Origin of the sequence: Arthrobacter sp. Bi83, assembly GCF_918698095.1 — a bacterium.
Taxonomy (GTDB): domain Bacteria; phylum Actinomycetota; class Actinomycetes; order Actinomycetales; family Micrococcaceae; genus Arthrobacter.
Map to the genome: position 1 here is coordinate 12,525 of NZ_CAKKLY010000028.1, position 18,362 is coordinate 30,886.

An 18,362-nucleotide genomic window follows, 5' to 3' on the forward strand; every position below is an offset into this window, starting at 1 on the left:
ACGTTACTAGTGTGACTGTCACCACATCAAATGCACCAGTGATTTGTCTTGTCACTCAGCGAGGAGTCTCCTGCCAATGAAAACCCCGAAATTCTTACTACCGGTAGCTACTGCCGGCGTTCTCGCCCTAACGCTCTCCGCCTGTGGTGGCGGTGGCGGGGGTGCCACCGGTGGCGGTGCTGCCGGCGGCGACGCCGCTGCGGGCCTTGACGGGCGCGGGCCCATTACTTACGTCCAGGGCAAGGACAACAGCAACGTCGTGCGCCCCTTGGTTGCCAAGTGGAACGCCGCGCACCCGAACGAGAAGGTGACCTTCAAGGAGCAGACCGACCAGGCCGACCAGCAGCACGACGATATCGTGCAGCACTTCCAGGCCAAGGACGCCGGCTACGACGTCGTGGACGTTGACGTAGTGTGGACCGCCGAGTTCGCTGCCAAGGGCTGGCTGCAGCCGCTCAAGGACAAGATGGCCATCGACACCGGCGCCATGCTGAAGCCCACCGTTGACAGCGGCACGTACAAGGGCACGCTGTATGCCGCGCCGCAGACCTCTGACGGAGCCCTGCTTTACTACCGCAAGGACCTGGTGCCGACCCCACCCAAGACGTGGGACGAGATGATGAGCATGTGCTCCATCGCCAAGAAAAACAACATCGGCTGCTACGCCGGCCAGTTCAGCAAGTATGAAGGCCTCACCGTAAACGCGTCCGAGGCCATCAACTCCGCCGGCGGATCGGTCCTGGACAAGGACGGCAAGCCCAGCCTGAACACCCCCGAGGCCAAGGCCGGCCTGGAGAACCTCGCCAAGGCATACGCAGACGGCAACATTCCCAAGGAAGGCATCACCTTCCAGGAGGAGCTGAGCCGGCAGGCGTTCCAGAGCGGCAAGCTCCTGTTCCTGCGCAACTGGCCTTACGTCTACAACCTGGCAACTACTGAGGGTTCGTCTGCAGTGAAGGACAAGCTTGGCATCGCACCGATCCCCGGCGCGACCGGCGCCGGCGCCTCGTCGCTGGGCGGACACAACCTGGCTGTCAGCGTCTATTCCAAGAACAAGGCCACTTCCTTGGACTTCCTGAAGTTCATGACCTCGGAAGAGTCCGAGAAGTTCTACGCAACCCAGGGTTCGCTTGCCCCGGTGCTGGGATCCCTGTACACCGACAAGGATCTTGTGGCCAAGCTTCCGTACCTGCCGGTCCTGAAGACGTCCATTGAGAAAGCCGTTCCCCGCCCGGTCTCCCCGTTCTACCCGGCGGTGACCAAGGCCATCCAGGAAAACGCCTACTCAGCCATCAAGGGCGAGAAGCCCGTGGACACTGCACTGTCAGACATGCAGAAGTCCATCGAATCCGCCGGTGCAGGATCGTAGGTCTGCCATGGCAACCGAATTAGGCCCGACGCCGGTCAAGGCACCGGCGTCGGGCGGTACCCCCGTCCATCACGCCCCCAAGGGCGTGGGTGAGGACAACAAGATCCTCAGCCAGGGTAAGTGGGCTGCCTGGCTCCTTGCCCCCACCGTCATCGCGTTGGGCATTGTGATCGTTTACCCGATCATCAGTGCCATCGTGATGTCCTTCCAAAAAGACGCCGGACTCGATCCGGCCACGGGACTCTTCACCGCCGGCGGCTCGGCCGGCATCCAGAACTACGTGAACTGGCTCGCGCAGCAGTGTGCGGCACCTGCCGGCGGAACCGTCGCCTGCCCGCCAGGAACACTCGGCGCCCAGTTCTGGTCGGCCACGACAACAACGTTTTTCTTCACCGTCGTGACCGTTGCTTTCGAAACCGTCCTCGGCTTCTGGATGGCCATGATCATGGCCAGGACGTTCAAGGGCCGGAGCCTCGTTCGTGCGGCCGTGTTGGTGCCGTGGGCCATTCCCACCGCCGTGACCGCCAAGCTCTGGTTCTTCATCTTCGCCTTCGAAGGAATAGCCAACAAACTGTTCAACACCTCCATTCTGTGGACAGGCAGCGAATGGCCCGCCAAGTGGGCGGTGGTCATCGCGGATGTGTGGAAGACCACTCCGTTCATGGCGCTGCTCATCCTCGCGGGTCTGCAGATGATTCCTGCCGAGGTCTACGAGGCGGCAAAGGTGGACGGGGCCACTGCCTGGCAGCGGTTCCGGATGATCACGCTGCCGCTGGTGAAGCCTGCGCTCATGGTGGCCATCCTGTTCCGCACCCTTGACGCGCTCCGCATGTTCGACCTTCCGTACATCCTCACGGGCGGCGCGAACAACACCACCACGCTGTCGATCCTGGTGATTAACCAGATCAGGCAAGGCTTCAACTCTGCCGCGGCCTTGTCGACCATCACCTTCATCATCATCTTTCTTGTCGCTTTCATTTTCGTCCGCTTCCTCGGGGCGAATGTTGTGGAGCAAAGCGGCGCCACCGGTAAGGGGAAGAAATGACCGCCGCGACAACCGAACTGCGCGCGCAGCAGGACAGGGGCAGGAAGGCGGCCCAGAACCGGGAAAAGTGGGCGCAGGGCCGCACTTACATAAGTGCCGCAGTGGTCCTGATCTGGTGCCTTGCACCGGCGTACTGGATGGTGGTGACGGCCTTCCGCGATGTGGGCTTCACGTACGACACCTCGATCCTGCCGACGCACGTCACCCTGGACAATTTCAATACCGCGTTCGACACATCGTTTGGCAACAGGTTCGGCCAGGCTTTGCTGAACAGCGTGTTCATCGGTGGAGTCGTCACCTTGGTGTCGCTGGTCATCGGTGTTTTCGCCGCCTACGCACTGGCCCGGCTGAACTTCAAGTTCAAGTACTTGGTGCTGGGCTTCATCCTGGGTGCTTCCATGTTCCCGGGCGTTGCCCTGATCACCCCGTTGTTCCAGCTGTTCACCAACATCGGATGGATGGGCACCTACCAGGCGCTGATCATTCCGAATATTTCGTTTGTCTTGCCGCTGACGGTCTACACCATGACCTCGTTTTTCCGCGAAATGCCGTGGGAACTTGAGGAATCGGCCCGTGTGGACGGCTGCACGCAGGGCCAGGCGTTCCGGAAGGTGATCATGCCGCTGGCCGCCCCGGCTATCTTCACCACTGCGATCCTGGCGTTCATCTCCTCGTGGAATGAATTCCTGATCGCCAGCCAGCTGTCCAGCGACGCGACCCAGCCGGTGACAGTGGCTATCGCCAACTTCGCCGGGGCGCAGCCAAACCAAATTCCCTACACCGCCATCATGGCGGCGGGCACCATCGTGACCATTCCGTTGGTCATCCTGGTGCTGGTTTTCCAGCGCAAGATCGTGGCCGGCCTGACAGCGGGTGCAGTCAAGTGACAGACGGGGCAGCACCGCGGGGCAAGAAGCAGGCAGCCTGGCTGGGGCATAAGCGTGTCCGGTCGGGCGAGGACTTCGACATCATCATCGGATTCCTTGGCTTCTGGGCCGTGGTGCTGCTCGTCTTCACCGTCTGGATGGAGCTCACGGCCCAGCCGGCCCTCGGCTGGGCGCTGGGCTTGCTGGCCATCCTGCTGGCGCTGTACGGGATGATCAGGCTCCGCAGGCGCCTGCCCGCGCGCACCGCCACCAGGCACAGCTGACAGCGGGCCGGACTAAAATGGTTTCTTGCCGCTGGGAGAACGACATGGCGGAAATCAGCATAAGGGCTTTGAAGGGACACCGTGGCGCGCACAACTGACCGGGCACAGCGCGGCGGCCACTCCGGAGTAAGCATCGAAGACGTGGCTGCCGCCGCCGGAGTGTCCACGGCCACGGTGTCCCGGGCCGTGCGCGGGCTGCCGAGGGTTTCACCTGCAACCCGTGAAAAAATCCTGGAAGTGGCAGGCGCCCTCGGCTACGTGGCTTCCTCGTCGGCTTCGGGCCTGGCCACCGGACGCACCAAAACGATTGGCGTGCTGGCCCCGTTCGTCAGCCGCTGGTTCTTCTCCAAAGCGATTGAAGGCGCAGACCGCGAGCTGCACGCACGGCAGTACAACCTGTCCCTGTTCAACCTCGGCGGCCACGGCAGCCACCGTGAACGGCTCTTCAGCAAGACCATGGTCTACAAGCAGATCGATGCGCTCCTGGTTCTTTGTATGGCGCTGTCCCATGAGGAGCTTGAGCACCTGCAAAAGATCGACATTCCGCTGGTCGTCGTGGGCGGCCACGTTGAGGAATGCGCCTACATTGGCATTGACGACTACGCAGCAGCGTCCGCCGCCGTCAAGCACCTGATCGGCCTCGGCCACCGCGACATCGCGTTGCTCCACGGCGACGACGAAACCGACCTCAACTTCGACGTTCCGCGCGTCCGCATCCTTGCATTCCAGGACGTCATGACCGCGGCCGGCCTCGAGGTCCGCCCGGAGTGGGATGAGTGGGGAGACTTCACGGTCCGGAGCGGCCAGGAAGCATTCAGGCGGCTGTGGGGCCAGCACGGTCCCAAGCCGACAGCAATCTTCTGTGCTTCCGACGAAATGGCCATGGGCGTCATTTTTGAGGCGAACCGCGTGGGCGTCCGCGTTCCTGAGGACCTGTCGGTGATCGGCATCGACGACCACGACTTTTCCGAAGCCCTGGGACTCACCACTGTGGGCCAGCGGCCCGATGAGCAGGCCGAGCTGGGCACCAAGATGCTCCTGGATGAACTCGTCGGGATCACCGGCGCGGTGCACTCCACCGTCGCGCCGCACCGCCTCATCGTCAGACGGACGACGGCGGCGCCCCGCGCCTAGCGGGCGTCAGGCGGTCAGGATGCCCGCGCCAGCTGCCGGATGGGGATCCAGCGCGAAGCGAGCCTGCGGTAGGCGGCAGCTGCGCCGGTCATGTCTCCCTCGGCGAGGCACTCGATGCCAAGGCGCACGTCCATGGGCGAATCATCCGGGTAGACCTTGTCTGCCACCGCCCCGTAGTCCAGTTCGACCATGGCATCCGCATGGAAGAGCTCCAGCCATTCGGTGAGCTGCGTGAGGTCATCGAGCATGTCGAGGTCCGGCGCGGCCAGGGCGAGGTTCGCCACGGCGTAACGCACCCGGTCGAGGGCCTGGGCAATGGGCGTCCAGACCCGGACGGTGAGGATCCGGCCGCCGGACTCCACCACTTCCTGCGGATCAGACTCGAGGAACAGGGAGAACCAGCTGAACGGGATGCCCCAGGTGGACGCCCGGGTGTGCACGCGGGTGGCGCCTTCGCGCGCGTTGACCAGATCGATCCGCTCCTGGTGCCTGTCGCGCTGCTCTTCCGGAATCAGGAGTTCGGCCAGCGGCCCGTGGATTCCCTCCATCAGCGCATTGGCCGCCAGCCCGGCCCGCAGCACCAGCTGGCTGGGGCAGTAAAGGAGTGCAGCGCCGTCGGATTTTTCCGTGTCCGCCGCGTCTTTGGCACCGTTCTCCACCGGCACGCCGGGCGCGCGGGTGATGCGCACCAGATCGGTCCGTCCTGTGGGGAACGGATCGCCGCCGGGCCTGGTGATCCGTCCGAGCGAGGCCAGCAGCTCGGCGTTTTCGACGGCGGCGCGGGAGGCAGCACGCTTGCCGGCCGCCTTGAGGGCAGCCTGCTGGTCCTCGGGGAAGGCATCCAGCGGCTCATAGACCCGGAGCGTGGACGAGAACGGCAGGCCGGCCTGGCCCCGGTAGAGGTTTCCCGTCATGATTGCCTCCCCGTCACTGGTTGTCTGTCCCCATTAGTCGGCAAGCTCCACCAGCACGGGGGCATGGTCAGAGGCGCCCTTGCCCTTGCGTTCCTCACGGTCAATCGAGGCTCCGGTGACACGCGCGGCAAGGGCTGGCGACGCCAGGACGAAGTCAATCCGCATGCCTTCCTTCTTGGGGAAGCGTAGCTGTGTGTAGTCCCAGTAGGTGTAGACGCCGGGGCCGGGGGTGTGCGGGCGGACCACGTCCGAGTAGCCGACCTGCTCGAAGGCGCGGAATGCGGCACGTTCGGGTTCGCTGACATGCGTCAGCCCCTGGGAGAGGAACATGTCGATGTCCCAGACGTCGTCGTCCGTGGGCGCGATGTTCCAGTCGCCCATCAGCGCGATCTGCGCTTCGGGGTTCTCCGTGATCCAGCCGGCGGCGTGGTTCTTGAGGGAGTCCAGCCACTTGAGCTTGTAGGGCATGTGCTCATCGTTGAGGGCGCGGCCGTTGGGGACGTAGAGGCTCCAGACGCGGACGCCGCCGCAGGTCGCTGCCATGGCGCGGGCTTCCTGTATGGGGTCCTTGCCCGCCTTGCCGAACACCGGCTGGTCCACAAACGCGCGTTCAACGTCGTCGAGCCCCACCCGGGAAGCAATTGCCACGCCGTTCCACTGGTTCAGGCCGTAGTGCGCCACCTCGTAGCCCATCCGTTCGAACAGCTCCCACGGAAAGTTGTCGTCCTTGCACTTGGTTTCCTGAATGGCCAGGACATCGCAGTCAGAGCGCTGCAGCCAGGCTTCCACTCGGTCAGCTCGGGCACGGAGGGAGTTCACATTCCAGGTAGCTATCTTCACAGTTCCTAACTTACCGAACTTGGGCCCGGGGTGAATGGGGCACCAAAGGCGGAACGCGCGTCCATCCCGGTTCCTGGACTCTGGAATTTAGTAGGAAGTCCGAGTATATTCAGGTCCAAGATGACCTGGGTCACATGCGAAGGAGCATTCCATCATGGTGCGCGAACTGTCCCACTACATTGACGGCCACAGGGTCGACGGCACCTCCGGCCGGTTCAGCGATGTTTATGACCCCTGTACCGGTGAGGTCCAGGCCAGGCTGCCGCTGGCCAGCTCCGAGGAGGTCCGCAACGTCATCGCCAGCGCGGAAAAGGCCCAACTGGAGTGGGGGGCTATGAACCCCCAACGCCGCGGCCGCATCCTGCTCAAGTTCGTGGACCTCGTGAACGAGAACCTGGACGAGCTGGCCAGGCTGCTGTCCTCGGAACACGGCAAGACCATTCCGGACGCCAAGGGCGACATCCAGCGCGGCATCGAAGTAGTGGAGTTCGCTGCCGGGGCCCCTCATCTGCTCAAGGGCGAGTTCTCCGACAACGCGGGATCCGGCATTGACGTGCATTCCATGCGCCAGCCGCTGGGCGTGGTTGCGGGCATCACGCCGTTCAACTTCCCTGCAATGATCCCGCTCTGGAAGTCCGGCCCGGCCCTCGCGGCCGGCAACGCCTTCATCCTCAAGCCCTCGGAACGGGACCCGTCCGTGCCCCTGCGGCTGGCCGAGCTCTTCACGGAGGCCGGCGTGCCGGACGGCGTGTTCAACGTGGTCAACGGCGACAAGGAAGCCGTGGACGCGCTGCTCGAGGACGAACGCGTCAAGGCAATCGGCTTCGTGGGCTCCACGCCCATCGCCCAGTACATCTACGCCACCGCGGCCGCCCACGGCAAGCGCGCCCAGTGCTTCGGCGGGGCCAAGAACCACATGGTGATCATGCCCGACGCGGACCTCGACATGGCCGCCGACGCCCTGATCGGGGCAGGGTACGGGTCCGCCGGCGAACGCTGCATGGCCATCTCCGTGGCGGTTCCGGTGGGTGAGGATACTGCGGACAGGCTCGTGTCACGGCTCCAGGAGCGGATTAAGGGCCTGAAGGTCGGCCACAGCCTGGACAAGGACTCGGACTTCGGGCCGGTGGTGGCGCCAGCTGCCAAGGAGCGGATCGAGGGCTACATCCAGTCCGGTGTCGACGAAGGCGCCACGCTGGTGGCGGACGGCCGCGGACTTGCGGTGGAAGGCTACGGCGGCGGCTTCTGGGTGGGACCGACGCTCTTCGACAACGTCACCAAGGACATGAAGATCTACAAGGAGGAGATCTTCGGCCCCGTGCTGAGCGTCCTGCGCGCCTCAGACTATGACGAAGCCCTCCGGCTCTGCAGCGAGCACGAGTTCGGCAACGGCGTGGCGATCTTCACGCGAGACGGGGACGCCGCACGCGACTTCGCCAGTCGGGTCCAAGTGGGCATGGTGGGCATCAACGTGCCCATTCCGGTGCCCATTGCCTATTACACCTTCGGCGGGTGGAAGTCGTCCGGCTTCGGAGACCTCAACCAGCACGGCGCGGACGCCTTCCGTTTCTATACCAAGACCAAGACCGTGACCACCCGGTGGCCTTCGGGTATCCGCCAAGGGGCCAGCTTCATCATGCCGGAAGGAAGCTGATGGCTGAGCGGCGCTCTGATTCAATCCCGACTGATACTGACAATGCCGATGCGGAGGTCCTGTTTGAACGGCGCGGCCACTTGGGCGTCATCACGCTGAACCGCCCCAGGGCGGTCAACGCGCTCAACGCCGGCATGGTGGCCGCAATGCTGCGCCGGCTCACCGCCTGGGCCGACGACGACGGCGTGGCCACCGTCCTGGTGCAGGGTTCCGGTGAACGGGGCCTGTGCGCGGGCGGGGACATCGTGGCCATTTACCGCGACATCCTGGCCGGCGGCGATGAGACCGCCGGCTTCTGGGAAGCGGAGTACCGGCTCAACTCGCTCATCTCCCGGTATCCCAAGCCGTATGTGGCATTCATGGACGGACTGGTCCTGGGCGGCGGCGTGGGAATCTCCGCCCACGGCTCCGTCCGCATCGTCACTGAGCGGACCAGGACGGGGATGCCGGAAACCACCATCGGGTTCGTGCCCGACGTCGGCGGCACCCTGCTGCTCGCGCGCTCGCCGGGGGAGGCCGGCACCCATGCGGCCCTGACCGGCGCCCATTTGGACGGCGCCGATGCGCTGTTCCTGGGACTTGCCGACCACTTTGTCCAGTCCGAAAAGCTCGCAGACCTGGCGGCAGCGCTTGAACACGAAACCGCGGAAGCCGCCGTCGGACGCTTCGCCGAAAAGCCGCCGGCCTCGGGGCTGGAGGCGCAGCGGCACTGGATCGACGCCTGCTACACGGCCGGCGACGCCGAGGAAATCCTTCGGACGCTGCGGGCTGCGGGCGGTGAGGCGGCTGAGGCTGCGGACACCATCGAGGCCAAGTCACCCACGGCTGTGAAGGTGGCCCTCGCATCGCTGCGGCGCGCTGCGGGGCTCACTCTCGACGAGGCTCTCGTTCAGGAATTCCGGGTGGGACTGCGCTGCTTGGCGGGCCCGGACTTCCGCGAAGGGATCCGCGCGCAGGTGGTGGACAAGGACCGAAATCCGCACTGGCGGCCACCCACGCTGTCGGAAGTGCACGCGGCCGACGTTGAGCGGTTCTTTGCGCCGTTGGGGGACAGGGAGCTGGTTCTTTTGGAGAAGGAGACTGACAATGCCTGACGTTGCGACACCGGACGCTTCAGGGCCCAGCGGCGATGCGGCTGCCACCGGCCCGGCGGAGAAGAAGGAGCACATAGCGCTCCTCGGGCTGGGCCATATGGGCGGTCCCATGGCGGTCAACCTGGTCAAAGCCGGCTACACAGTCGCGGGATTCGATGTCGTGCCGGCGGCCCTCGAAGCCGCGCGTGAGCACGGCGTCCCCACCGCGGGAAGCGCCGCCGAAGCAGTGGCCGGGGCGGACGTGGTCCTCACCATGTTCCCGAGCGGCCGGCACGTGCTGGACGCCTACCAGGGCGAAGAAGGGCGGGCCGGTTTGCTCTCGGCTGCCGGCCCGGACACCATGTTCCTGGACTGCTCCACCATCAACGTTGATGAGGCCCGGGAGGCGGCCCGGCTGGCAATCGAAGCCGGGCACCGGGCAATCGACGCGCCGGTTTCCGGCGGTGTGGTGGGCGCAGAGGCGGGCACCCTGACGTTCATGGTGGGCGCCCTGCCGGAGGACTTTGAAGCCGTGCGGCCGATGCTGGAGGTGATGGGCCGGCGCGTGGTCCATTGCGGGCAGCACGGTGCCGGGCAGGCGGCGAAGGTCTGCAACAACCTGATCCTGGGTGTCTCAATGATCGCCGTGAGCGAGGCCTTCGTCCTCGGCGAGAAGCTGGGGCTGACGCATCAGGCACTGTTCGACGTCGCCTCGGCAGCGTCCGGGCAGTGCTGGGCGCTCACCACAAATTGCCCTGTCCCGGGGCCGGTGCCCACGAGCCCGGCGAACCGGGACTACCAGCCCGGCTTCGCCGGTGCGCTGATGGCGAAGGACCTCAGGCTGGCCCTCAACGCCGTCCAAAGCACGGGCGTTGCGGCCCGCATGGGACCGCTGGCTTCGGAAATATATGACGCCTTCGCCGCCGAGGGCGGTGCCGGACGGGATTTTTCCGGCATCATCACCGACATCCGGGACAAGTCCGGTCAGTAGTCTTAGTTTTACGACCAACCATGAGGGGCACGCATGTCGCAGGAGTACGGGAACATTCTGGTGGAGCGCCGTGGCCGTGTGGGCCTGGTGACCCTGAACCGGCCCGAGGCGCTGAACGCCCTGAACAGGGCGACCCTCGATGAGCTCGTTGCCGCGGTGTCAGCCATGGACACCGATCCTGGGGTGGGCGCCGTGGTGATCACAGGTTCAGGCAAGGCTTTCGCAGCCGGTGCGGACATCAAGGAGATGGCCTCCAAGGGCTACATCGAAATGTACGACGCCGACTGGTTCCGCGGGTGGGAAGACCTGACCAGGCTGCGGATTCCGCTGATTGCGGCGGTGTCCGGCTTCGCCCTGGGCGGCGGCTGTGAACTGGCGATGATGTGCGATTTCATCATCGCCGGGGACAACGCCAAGTTCGGCCAGCCGGAGATCAATCTTGGAGTGCTTCCCGGCATGGGCGGCTCCCAGCGGCTGGCCCGCGCTGTGGGCAAGGCCAAGGCGATGGACATGATCCTGACCGGCCGGTTCATCGATGCCGAAGAGGCGGAACGCTCCGGTCTCGTGGCCAGGGTAGTGCCGGCAGCAGACACCGTGGAGGAGGCGCTGCAGGCAGCCGAAGTCATCGCGTCCAAGTCAAAACCCGCCGCCATGCTGGCCAAGGAAGCGGTCAACGCGGCGTTTGAGACGGGGCTGGCGCAGGGCGTGCTTTTTGAGCGCAGGCTTTTCCATTCACTCTTCGCCACAGAGGACCAGAAAGAAGGCATGGCGGCTTTCTCGGAGAAGCGCCAGCCGGAGTTCAGGCACCGGTGAACATCCCCCTGGCCGTGCAGCGCACTGTCAAGGGGACTTCCCTGCGCGTCATCCCGGCGGCGATGCTGTCGCTGTCCGGCTTCACCCTGTTCGCGTTGGACCAGAGCGTTCCCGGCTACGCCCTGCTGGCAGCTGCGCTGGTGGTTGCTGCGTTCGTTGACCGGGCGCTGTTGCGCGACCTCGTCCTGATTGCGGTGGGGGTCGCCGCGGTCAGTGCTGTTCCGATCACCACGGATATCAGCACTTCGCACATGCTCATCATGGGATCCGCCATGATCCTGGCCGTGGGGATTCCGTATGCCGTTTCGCGCTGGATCACCAAAGAACACGCAGTGGTCTTTCCGGTCATGACCGGCAATAAGTGGACGCGCGGAGAGAAGTTGTACCTGCCCCTTGTGGTGGTGCTGGGCTACGCCGTGCTGCCCGTTTACATGATCAGGACAGGGGTCTATGCCAACTGGCCGGCCGTACATGACCCCGACGGTATCGCGCGGCTCTTCGTCGGAACGAACGCCCTGGGTATCTGGGACGAGCTGTTCTTCATCTGCACGTCCTTCGCGCTGCTCCGGCGGCACCTGCCCGACTGGCAGGCCAACCTCCTGCAGGCCGTCCTGTTCACGTCCTTCCTGTGGGAACTGGGATTCCGGGCCTGGGCGCCGCTCTTCATCTTTCCCTTCGCGCTCCTGCAGGCCCGCATATTCTCCGTGACGAAGTCACTTTCCTACATTGTGGCCGTTCACCTGCTCTTCGACTTCGTGCTCTTCCTCGTTTTGCTCCACGCCCATAACCGGGCATGGTTCGACATTTTCCTGTACTGAGTACGGCTGATCGCCGCCGCGATTTCACCCGCCGTTAATCGCGGCGCTCTATCGTTGCACTTCAAGCAATTGTGCGAGAAGGGAACGATCGTGGCAGACATCGCTGCTGTACTGGGACGACTCACCCTGGATGAACTTGAGGAGATCCACGCCGCCGGTCCCCACGGCCATTTGAGCCGTCGGATCGTGGAGGCACTGGACCGTGCCGTAGGAGGCCCGGGATCAGGCCGCGGCTACTACGTGCCGGCCGGCAGCGTCAGTGCGACTGGCAGTCCCCACCTGATCCTGCGAAGCGACGTTGCAGCCTGGCTCTTCGGATCGTCCGCGCAGAAAGAGGCCGCAAGCCCGGCCTAGCGGGATGGCCGGTAGCTGGCGTCAGCCGGCAGTCTGCAGGCTTCGGGAGGTATGGAGCCCGCCTGTGGATTGCCGGACGGATCCAAGCAGTCCGGCGGCCGCTTCCAGAAGTTCGCTCACGTCACTGCAGGACAGTTCGTAGAACAGGCGGCCGTCCTTGCGGGATGGGATGACCAGCCGCTGTCGTCTAAGGATTCCCAGGTGCTGGGAAAGATTCGAGGCCTCCAGGCCCGTGTCGTCCCGGAGCCGGCTTACAGCCACGGGGCCGGCAACCAGCATCTCCAGGATGAGGATGCGTGCCGGATGGCCCATCGATTTGAAGAGGTCCGCTTTCACGCTGGTCAGGACAACGCCGCCTGGCATGTCATCCATTGAATTTCCCTCCGCTGCAGTCCCCAATCCGATACCGGCGGGGACGAACAGCCGCGCCTAGAATCAAGTATAGAGACAGAACGGTCTGTCTTAGGACCGCCAAATGCCCGGGCAGGCAAAACCTGCATCCTAATGTCTCGGACGGACGCCCGGGGCGGTGCTAAGGCGTGGACCGGCCTTGAAAAATGGGCACAACTGGTTCACACTTTCATGAATTCATCAATTCGCGCCCGCCATCGTCTGTGGCGCGATAAGGGAACACTTCGACTGCTTCCGGTGCCGACGGCGTCATCGGAAGCCTGATAATTCTCTTGATCGGGGAGGACTTCATGGCCGGCATGTTCGAACTATTCATTGACGCTGATGCTTCGTTCAGATTTCAGCTCACAGCCCCGGACGGTACCGTGATGGCAGTGTCCCGGGCCTTTCCCGACAAGGCAGCAGCGGTGGAGGGTATTGCAGCTGTTCGCGAGTATGCAGGCATGGGCCACGTGACGGAACTTTCGGCGGCACCGGCTGACCGCCAGCCTCCGCGCCGCCCGGCTGCGGTTCCAGCGGGCGGTTCAGGGGCAGCCTTTCGGCGCGGCCTCCCGGCACGCCCCGAGGTGCGGCAGGCGTGCACGCTGTCCGCCCCGGCCCGGTCCCTCGTTTCCTCCTCCAGCGGACAGCCGCCCGGGGTGAAATGAGCGGACGCGGGGCGGCTGAAGATGTCGCGATGAACGAGCCGAAGAGCGTAAAAACGTACTCCAGCGCCCTTGGCGACGCGGACTGCGTGGCCGGGACGTTTCGCTATGATGCGGAGTCCCTTGAGCTGCACTGGTCCGATGAAATCTATGCCCTCCATGGGTACTGCCGCGGGGAGATCGTGCCGACGATCGAACTTCTCTACTCCCACAAACACCCCGAGGACAGGGACCGCTGCCGCGACGTATTCGCCGCCGCCTGTGTTTCGGGTGGATTTTTCTGCAGCTATCACCGCCTTATCGACTCCCGCTTGCGCGAGCACCGCGTCCTCACTGCGGGGGAGGCGGTGGTGGAGGCAGGCGTCCTGCGGGCGGTGGACGGTTTCATTATCGACCTCACCAGCACGCTTCGCTGGGAGACCGAACGGGCGTCCCGCGAGGCGGTCGAAGGGGCCGTCGGGACACGAAGCACCATTGAACAGGCCAAGGGAATACTCATGGGGATCCTGCGGATCGGCTCCGATGCCGCCTTCGACCTTCTTTCCACCCACAGCCAGCACACCAACATCAAGCTGTCCAGCACGGCGGCCGATCTGGTGCAGCTTGCCAACAGTCCGCATCAGGCGGCCCTGCTCGACGCCTTCGTGCAGGAATTACTCCTGCCGTCCGCGCGGGCAGCAGGCGAGGATGCCGTGCCCGGCCGCTAAGTTGAGGACTCCACTGCGGGCCCGGCCGGCGAGTCCGCCGTTAATCGGAGAAGTCCCCTGCCTGGCGGCGGAAATCGCCCAGGATCCGGATCAGCTGGTCCACCTCACCGTCAGCGAAGCCGGACTGGCTGAAAACCTCGGTGTTGAGTACCGCCGTCGCTCTTTTGGCAACGGTGCGCCCCTCGGTGGTGAGCTCGATCAGTGTGGTGCGCCCGTCCGTGGGATGCGGTGAACGGATCACCAGGCCGGCCTTTTCGAGGCGGTCGACGGCGTTGGTCACCGACGTCGGATGGACCTGGAGCAGGGCGCTCGCCTTGCTCATGGGCAGGGCGCCGCTCCGGGCAAAACTCAGCAGGGCAAGCAACTCGTAGCGTGCGAAGGTCAGGCCAAACGGCTTGAGCGCCCCCTCGATACGGGCCAGGAGAATTTGCTGGGTACGCATGATCGCGGTAATGGCGGCCATCGGCGCGGCGACATTACCCCAGCCGTGGCGTTCCCAGTTCCGCTGGGCGTCGGCGATGGGGTCGCGGGGCAGCGGTGTTCCCATCGCTCACCCCTGGCTCTTCAGGCTCGGAAAGTCCGTTTCCGAATATTCCGTGCCCAGGTTTTGGGCGAGGGGACTGCCGGAAACGGAATTGCCGGCGTGCCGGATCTCCTCGCTGTGCCGCAGTTCGACGCGCCGGATCTTGCCGGAGATGGTCTTCGGCAGGTCGGCGAATTCGATGCGGCGGATGCGCTTGAAGGGAGCCAGGTGATCGCGGCAGTAGCGCAGGATCTCCTCGGCGAGTTCCGGCCCGGGCTCATGGCCAGCTGCGAGGACCACGAAGGCCTTGGGCACTGACAGCTTGACCGGATCCGGAGAAGGCACGACTGCGGCCTCGGCCACCGCCGGGTGCTCGATCAGGACACTCTCCAGTTCGAACGGGGACAGCCTGTAGTCGGAGGACTTGAAGACATCGTCATCGCGGCCCACATAGGTGATGATGCCGCGCTCGTCCCGGCTGGCCATGTCGCCCGTGTGATAGTAGCCGCCGCGGAAGGCGTCCGACGTCTTCCCGGGGTCGCCGTAGTACGCCTTCATCAGCCCCACGGGGCGGGGGTCCAGGCGCAGGCAGAGCTCGCCGTCGTCGGCTTCTTCGCCGGTGGCGGGGTCAACGAGAACCACATCGTAACCGGGCAGCGGCTGGCCCATGGCGCCGATCTTGACCGGCTGGCCCGGGGTGTTGGCCACCTGCACCGTGGTCTCGGTCTGGCCGAAGCCGTCCCGGATGGTCTGGCCCCAGGCCCGGTGGACCTGCCCGATCACCTCGGCGTTGAGCGGTTCACCGGCCGAAACCACCTTGGTGGGCGGGTTCCGGAGGAGCGTGAGGTCTGCTTGGATGAGCATTCGCCAGACCGTGGGCGGGGCGCAGAAGCTGGTGACCTTTTCGCGGTCCATCTGGTCCATCAGGGCGCGGGCGTCGAAGCGGTCGTAGTTGTAGATGAACACGCAGGCCTCGGCGATCCACGGCGTAAAAACGTTGGACCAGGCGTGTTTCGCCCATCCCGGGGAGGCAACGTTCAGGTGCACGTCCCCGGGCTCCAGGCCGATCCAGTACATCGTGGACAGGTGGCCCACGGGGTAGGACGTGTGCGTGTGCTCCACGAGTTTGGCCTTCGACGTGGTGCCCGAGGTGAAGTACAGCAGCAGGGTCTCATCGGCCTTCGTGACTGCGTCCGGGGTGAAGTCCTCGGCGGAGGCGGCGGAGTCGGAGTATTGGACCGCGCGGGTGGGTGCGGTGCCGGCTTCGCCGATTTCAATCAGTGTGTAGGCGCCGGGAACGTCGGCAAACTTGCCGATGTTGGAACTTCCGACGGCGGCCCACGCCGCCTCGCCGCGCTCCACGCGGTCCTCCAGGTCCGCCGGACCCATCAGGGTGGTGGTGGGGATGAGCACGATGCCGAGCTTGATGCCGGCCAGCATAAGCTCCCACAGCTCCACCTGATTCCCCAGCATGATGATCATGCGGTCCCCGCGCCGAACGCCCTGGCTGCGGAGCCAGTTGGCCACCTGGTTTGAGCGTGCCGACAGCTTGCCGAAGCTGCGCCGCGTGGCCGAACCGTCCTGTTCCACGATCACCAGCGCGGGGTTGCCGCCGGTGGCCGGATCCGCCGCGACGGCGTCGAACCAGTCCAGGGCGAAGTTGAACTCCTCGAACCGTGGCCACTGGAAGCTGCCCCGGGCCTGTCCGTAGTCATCGCGCAGGGCCAGCAGCTGGTCGCGTGCTGCACGGAAGTCATCGGTGACTGTCATGGGGCACCTTTCGCCTCGGGATGCACGTCCTAGTGATCCACATCACTGTGCAATATACTAGGACATCCAAGGGTTTGGAAGAGCGAAGGGATACATGCCCGTGCAGCCACAAGGACGTGACAGCGCACCATCCACAGATATGCAATCGGAAGGCATGCAATCCGCAGGTGCTGATGCTGCCCGGCGGACGGTGCCTCCGCAGGCGGCAGGCGGGCCGGAGGTTTCCGCGCCGCCGTTCCCCGACGCCGACCTCATGTACATTGCCGACCTGCTCCCTCCCGACGAGCGGAAGCGCTACGTGGACATCCGGGAGTTCCTGCAGGCCAGGGTGAGGGCACAGTCCATCGACTACTGGAACCGCGAGGAATTCCCGTTTGGGCTGCTGGCTGAGATGGGAAAGCGCGGACTCGGCGGGCTGCAGACGGACGGCACGTCCACGCTCTTCAAAGGCCTCATGTACGTGGAGGTTGCCCGGGCCGACGTGTCGCTTTCCGCCCTGGTGGGCATCCACAACGAGCTGATTGTGGGCATGATCCAGGAGCTCGGCTCCGACGAACAGAAGCAGCGCTGGCTGCCCGGACTGACTGCCTTCACGCAGTTGGGGGCCTTCGCCCTGACAGAGCCGGACCACGGATCGGACATCGCCGGCGGCCTGGCAACCACTGCCCGGCTCGAGGACGGCGAGTGGGTGATCAACGGGGCCAAACGCTGGATCGGAGCCGGCACCATTGCTGATTTTGCCCTGGTGTGGGCCCGGGATGAGGCCGACCAGCAGATCAAGGGTTTCATCGTGGAAACGGACCGGCCCGGCTACACGGCCACTAAGATCGCCAACAAGATCGGCCTGCGGATCATGCAGAACGCGGACATCGTGCTGGACAACGTCCGAATCCCGGAGGCCAGCCTGCTCCCCGGGGCTACGGACTTCTCCAAGGCCAACGAGCTCCTGCGGGACTCGCGTGCCTGGGTCGGCTGGCAGGGGGCCGGGATCCAGCTGGCCGCGTTCGACGTCGCGCGCGCCTACTCGCTGCAGCGCCGGCAGTTCGGCAAGGAGCTGGCCCGCTTCCAGCTGATCCAGCAGCAACTCGCCGAGATCCTCGGCAATGCGTCCGCGTCCCTGGCGCTGATGGCCCAGCTTGCCAGGATCCAGGAGGAAGGCAAACTCGAGATGGCCCAGGCCGCCATGGCCAAGTCCACCACCACCCGGCTGGCGCGTGCCTCGGTGGCCATGGGGCGTTCGCTGCTGGGCGGCAACGGCATCAGCAGCGACTTCGAAATGGGAAAGCTGTTCGGGGACGCTGAAATCCTCTACACCTACGAGGGCAGCTACGAGATCAACTCGCTCATCGTGGCGCGGGCGGTAACGGGGGTGTCGGCCTTCGTCTAGCGCTGCCCCAGAGCCTAAAGCCGGCGCTAAAGCCGGCGCCGAATCCCAAGGCCTAAAGCCGGCGACAAACCGCGGGGCGCTGATGCCTAGCGTTCAGACACGAACGGCGGCGTTGCGGGCGTTTCCGCCGGAGTCGCCGCTTCGCGTGCCGCGGCCTCGATCCGGCCGAAGTGCGCCGTCTGCTCGGCGGCGCTCCGCTGCGGGATATTGGGGTCGTTGGACCCTTGCCCGGCTGAGCCGTCGATGAGTTCCCGCAGAATGTCGGCGTGCCCCAGGTGCTGGGCCGTCTCTGCGCACATGTGCACCAAGATCTGCTGCAGGGTCACGTGCTTCCGCTCTTCGGGCCACCACGGCACCACGCCGGGCGCGTCGAGGGGCAGTTCCTCGATAGTGGCGTCGCTGTGGGAGGCTGAGAAGCGGTGCAGGTCCACGATCTCATCGCGGGTCTCCGAAGCCGTCGCCCACATATCAGCATCCGGTTCCGCGCCGTCGTCGAGCCAGGGGACGTCCCGCTCACTGGGGCGGCCAAACACCTTACCGAAGTAGCCCAGCTCCACGCTCGCAACGTGCTTGACCAGGCCCAGCAGGTTGGTCCCGGTGGGCGTCATTGGGCGGCGGGCGTCATACTCACCGAGGCCGTCGAGCTTTGCGAGCAGCTGGGCCCGGCGCGTGCGGAGGTAGCGGTGCAGAATCGCTTTGTCATCCATAGTGGGCACTCTACCGAGATCGCCCCGGTATGGGGTGTCTGCGCGGTCCGGATCGGCG

Annotated in this window: 20 protein-coding genes; 14 read left to right on the top strand and 6 right to left on the bottom strand. The window is 65.0% G+C overall.

Annotated features, from left to right (window positions below; all coding sequences use genetic code 11):
* Positions 1–76 precede the first annotated feature (76 nt).
* From LQ144_RS13910 to LQ144_RS13930, 5 genes are all read left to right on the top strand, one after another.
* The gene (locus LQ144_RS13910) at positions 77–1,369 is read left to right on the top strand and encodes an ABC transporter substrate-binding protein (RefSeq protein WP_230119293.1); all 1,293 of its coding nucleotides are present in this window, start codon (positions 77–79) and stop codon (positions 1,367–1,369) included.
* 7 nt (positions 1,370–1,376) lie between these two features.
* A complete protein-coding gene (locus LQ144_RS13915) occupies positions 1,377–2,414 on the top strand; it encodes a sugar ABC transporter permease (protein ID WP_230119294.1) in 1,038 nt (345 codons plus the stop codon).
* Entirely contained in the window at positions 2,411–3,301 is an 891-nt protein-coding gene (locus LQ144_RS13920; protein ID WP_230119295.1) for a carbohydrate ABC transporter permease, read from the top strand. Before LQ144_RS13915 ends, LQ144_RS13920 begins: the two co-directional genes overlap by 4 nt.
* Entirely contained in the window at positions 3,298–3,564 is a 267-nt protein-coding gene (locus tag LQ144_RS13925; RefSeq protein ID WP_230119296.1) for a hypothetical protein, read from the top strand. Before LQ144_RS13920 ends, LQ144_RS13925 begins: the two co-directional genes overlap by 4 nt.
* 81 nt (positions 3,565–3,645) lie before the next feature.
* Positions 3,646–4,698, top strand: a complete 1,053-nt coding sequence (locus LQ144_RS13930; protein ID WP_230119297.1) for a LacI family DNA-binding transcriptional regulator — start codon at positions 3,646–3,648, stop codon at positions 4,696–4,698.
* Between the two features lie 14 nt (positions 4,699–4,712).
* Here LQ144_RS13930 and LQ144_RS13935 read toward each other — a convergent pair whose 3' ends face one another.
* Positions 4,713–5,612 (bottom strand): hypothetical protein, encoded by a 900-nt coding sequence (locus LQ144_RS13935; protein WP_230119298.1) that lies wholly within the window; start codon positions 5,610–5,612, stop codon positions 4,713–4,715.
* Between the two features lie 33 nt (positions 5,613–5,645).
* A complete protein-coding gene (locus tag LQ144_RS13940; RefSeq protein ID WP_230119299.1) occupies positions 5,646–6,452 on the bottom strand; it encodes an exodeoxyribonuclease III in 807 nt (268 codons plus the stop codon).
* Between the two features lie 154 nt (positions 6,453–6,606).
* On the opposite strand from LQ144_RS13940, the gene LQ144_RS13945 reads away from it, so the two are divergent.
* The 6 genes from LQ144_RS13945 (at position 6,607) to LQ144_RS13970 (ending at position 12,155) form a co-directional block, all read left to right on the top strand.
* Positions 6,607–8,106 (top strand): CoA-acylating methylmalonate-semialdehyde dehydrogenase, encoded by a 1,500-nt coding sequence (locus tag LQ144_RS13945; RefSeq protein WP_230119300.1) that lies wholly within the window; start codon positions 6,607–6,609, stop codon positions 8,104–8,106.
* Entirely contained in the window at positions 8,106–9,200 is a 1,095-nt protein-coding gene (locus LQ144_RS13950; RefSeq protein WP_230119301.1) for an enoyl-CoA hydratase/isomerase family protein, read from the top strand. Before LQ144_RS13945 ends, LQ144_RS13950 begins: the two co-directional genes overlap by 1 nt.
* Positions 9,193–10,170: a 3-hydroxyisobutyrate dehydrogenase gene (gene mmsB, locus LQ144_RS13955; protein ID WP_290369772.1), complete on the top strand. Its 978-nt coding sequence runs from the start codon at positions 9,193–9,195 to the stop codon at positions 10,168–10,170. Before LQ144_RS13950 ends, mmsB begins: the two co-directional genes overlap by 8 nt.
* A gap of 33 nt (positions 10,171–10,203) precedes the next feature.
* The gene (locus LQ144_RS13960; protein ID WP_230119302.1) at positions 10,204–10,983 is read left to right on the top strand and encodes an enoyl-CoA hydratase; all 780 of its coding nucleotides are present in this window, start codon (positions 10,204–10,206) and stop codon (positions 10,981–10,983) included.
* Between the two features lie 62 nt (positions 10,984–11,045).
* On the top strand, positions 11,046–11,801 hold the full coding sequence (locus tag LQ144_RS13965) for a CPBP family glutamic-type intramembrane protease (protein WP_230119340.1): 756 nt from the start codon (positions 11,046–11,048) through the stop codon (positions 11,799–11,801).
* Positions 11,802–11,891: 90 nt separating this feature from the next.
* Positions 11,892–12,155 (top strand): hypothetical protein, encoded by a 264-nt coding sequence (locus LQ144_RS13970; RefSeq protein ID WP_230119303.1) that lies wholly within the window; start codon positions 11,892–11,894, stop codon positions 12,153–12,155.
* Between the two features lie 21 nt (positions 12,156–12,176).
* Here LQ144_RS13970 and LQ144_RS13975 read toward each other — a convergent pair whose 3' ends face one another.
* A complete protein-coding gene (locus tag LQ144_RS13975) occupies positions 12,177–12,527 on the bottom strand; it encodes a metalloregulator ArsR/SmtB family transcription factor (RefSeq protein ID WP_230119304.1) in 351 nt (116 codons plus the stop codon).
* Positions 12,528–12,865: 338 nt separating this feature from the next.
* Between LQ144_RS13975 and LQ144_RS13980 the strand changes: the two genes are divergently transcribed.
* The gene (locus tag LQ144_RS13980; RefSeq protein ID WP_290369773.1) at positions 12,866–13,213 is read left to right on the top strand and encodes a DUF1508 domain-containing protein; all 348 of its coding nucleotides are present in this window, start codon (positions 12,866–12,868) and stop codon (positions 13,211–13,213) included.
* 29 nt (positions 13,214–13,242) lie between these two features.
* Positions 13,243–13,917: a PAS and ANTAR domain-containing protein gene (locus LQ144_RS13985; RefSeq protein ID WP_230119305.1), complete on the top strand. Its 675-nt coding sequence runs from the start codon at positions 13,243–13,245 to the stop codon at positions 13,915–13,917.
* Positions 13,918–13,957: 40 nt separating this feature from the next.
* Here LQ144_RS13985 and LQ144_RS13990 read toward each other — a convergent pair whose 3' ends face one another.
* Both LQ144_RS13990 and LQ144_RS13995 read right to left on the bottom strand, forming a co-directional pair.
* Complete coding sequence (locus tag LQ144_RS13990; RefSeq protein WP_230119306.1) at positions 13,958–14,464, bottom strand: MarR family transcriptional regulator; 507 nt, start codon at positions 14,462–14,464, stop codon at positions 13,958–13,960.
* Between the two features lie 3 nt (positions 14,465–14,467).
* Complete coding sequence (locus LQ144_RS13995) at positions 14,468–16,210, bottom strand: AMP-binding protein (RefSeq protein ID WP_230119307.1); 1,743 nt, start codon at positions 16,208–16,210, stop codon at positions 14,468–14,470.
* A 154-nt stretch (positions 16,211–16,364) separates the two neighbouring features.
* Here LQ144_RS13995 and LQ144_RS14000 point away from each other — a divergent pair, with 154 nt between their 5' ends.
* The gene (locus LQ144_RS14000; protein ID WP_230119308.1) at positions 16,365–17,597 is read left to right on the top strand and encodes an acyl-CoA dehydrogenase family protein; all 1,233 of its coding nucleotides are present in this window, start codon (positions 16,365–16,367) and stop codon (positions 17,595–17,597) included.
* Between the two features lie 86 nt (positions 17,598–17,683).
* Here the strand turns inward: LQ144_RS14000 and LQ144_RS14005 are convergent, their stop codons facing one another.
* Positions 17,684–18,304: a DinB family protein gene (locus LQ144_RS14005; protein ID WP_230119309.1), complete on the bottom strand. Its 621-nt coding sequence runs from the start codon at positions 18,302–18,304 to the stop codon at positions 17,684–17,686.
* Between the last annotated feature and the right edge of the window lie 58 nt (positions 18,305–18,362).

Coding starts and splice junctions, on each gene's coding strand:
- LQ144_RS13995 (WP_230119307.1), bottom strand. CDS start 16,210: ATGACAGTCACCGATGACTTCCGTGCAGCACGCGACCAGCTGCTGGCC.
- LQ144_RS13910 (WP_230119293.1), top strand. CDS start 77: ATGAAAACCCCGAAATTCTTACTACCGGTAGCTACTGCCGGCGTTCTC.
- LQ144_RS13960 (WP_230119302.1), top strand. CDS start 10,204: ATGTCGCAGGAGTACGGGAACATTCTGGTGGAGCGCCGTGGCCGTGTG.
- LQ144_RS14005 (WP_230119309.1), bottom strand. CDS start 18,304: ATGGATGACAAAGCGATTCTGCACCGCTACCTCCGCACGCGCCGGGCC.
- LQ144_RS14000 (WP_230119308.1), top strand. CDS start 16,365: ATGCAATCCGCAGGTGCTGATGCTGCCCGGCGGACGGTGCCTCCGCAG.
- LQ144_RS13985 (WP_230119305.1), top strand. CDS start 13,243: ATGAACGAGCCGAAGAGCGTAAAAACGTACTCCAGCGCCCTTGGCGAC.
- LQ144_RS13950 (WP_230119301.1), top strand. CDS start 8,106: ATGGCTGAGCGGCGCTCTGATTCAATCCCGACTGATACTGACAATGCC.
- LQ144_RS13980 (WP_290369773.1), top strand. CDS start 12,866: ATGTTCGAACTATTCATTGACGCTGATGCTTCGTTCAGATTTCAGCTC.
- LQ144_RS13945 (WP_230119300.1), top strand. CDS start 6,607: ATGGTGCGCGAACTGTCCCACTACATTGACGGCCACAGGGTCGACGGC.
- LQ144_RS13915 (WP_230119294.1), top strand. CDS start 1,377: ATGGCAACCGAATTAGGCCCGACGCCGGTCAAGGCACCGGCGTCGGGC.
- LQ144_RS13935 (WP_230119298.1), bottom strand. CDS start 5,612: ATGACGGGAAACCTCTACCGGGGCCAGGCCGGCCTGCCGTTCTCGTCC.
- LQ144_RS13920 (WP_230119295.1), top strand. CDS start 2,411: ATGACCGCCGCGACAACCGAACTGCGCGCGCAGCAGGACAGGGGCAGG.
- LQ144_RS13975 (WP_230119304.1), bottom strand. CDS start 12,527: ATGGATGACATGCCAGGCGGCGTTGTCCTGACCAGCGTGAAAGCGGAC.
- LQ144_RS13990 (WP_230119306.1), bottom strand. CDS start 14,464: ATGGGAACACCGCTGCCCCGCGACCCCATCGCCGACGCCCAGCGGAAC.
- mmsB (WP_290369772.1), top strand. CDS start 9,193: ATGCCTGACGTTGCGACACCGGACGCTTCAGGGCCCAGCGGCGATGCG.
- LQ144_RS13965 (WP_230119340.1), top strand. CDS start 11,046: ATGCTGTCGCTGTCCGGCTTCACCCTGTTCGCGTTGGACCAGAGCGTT.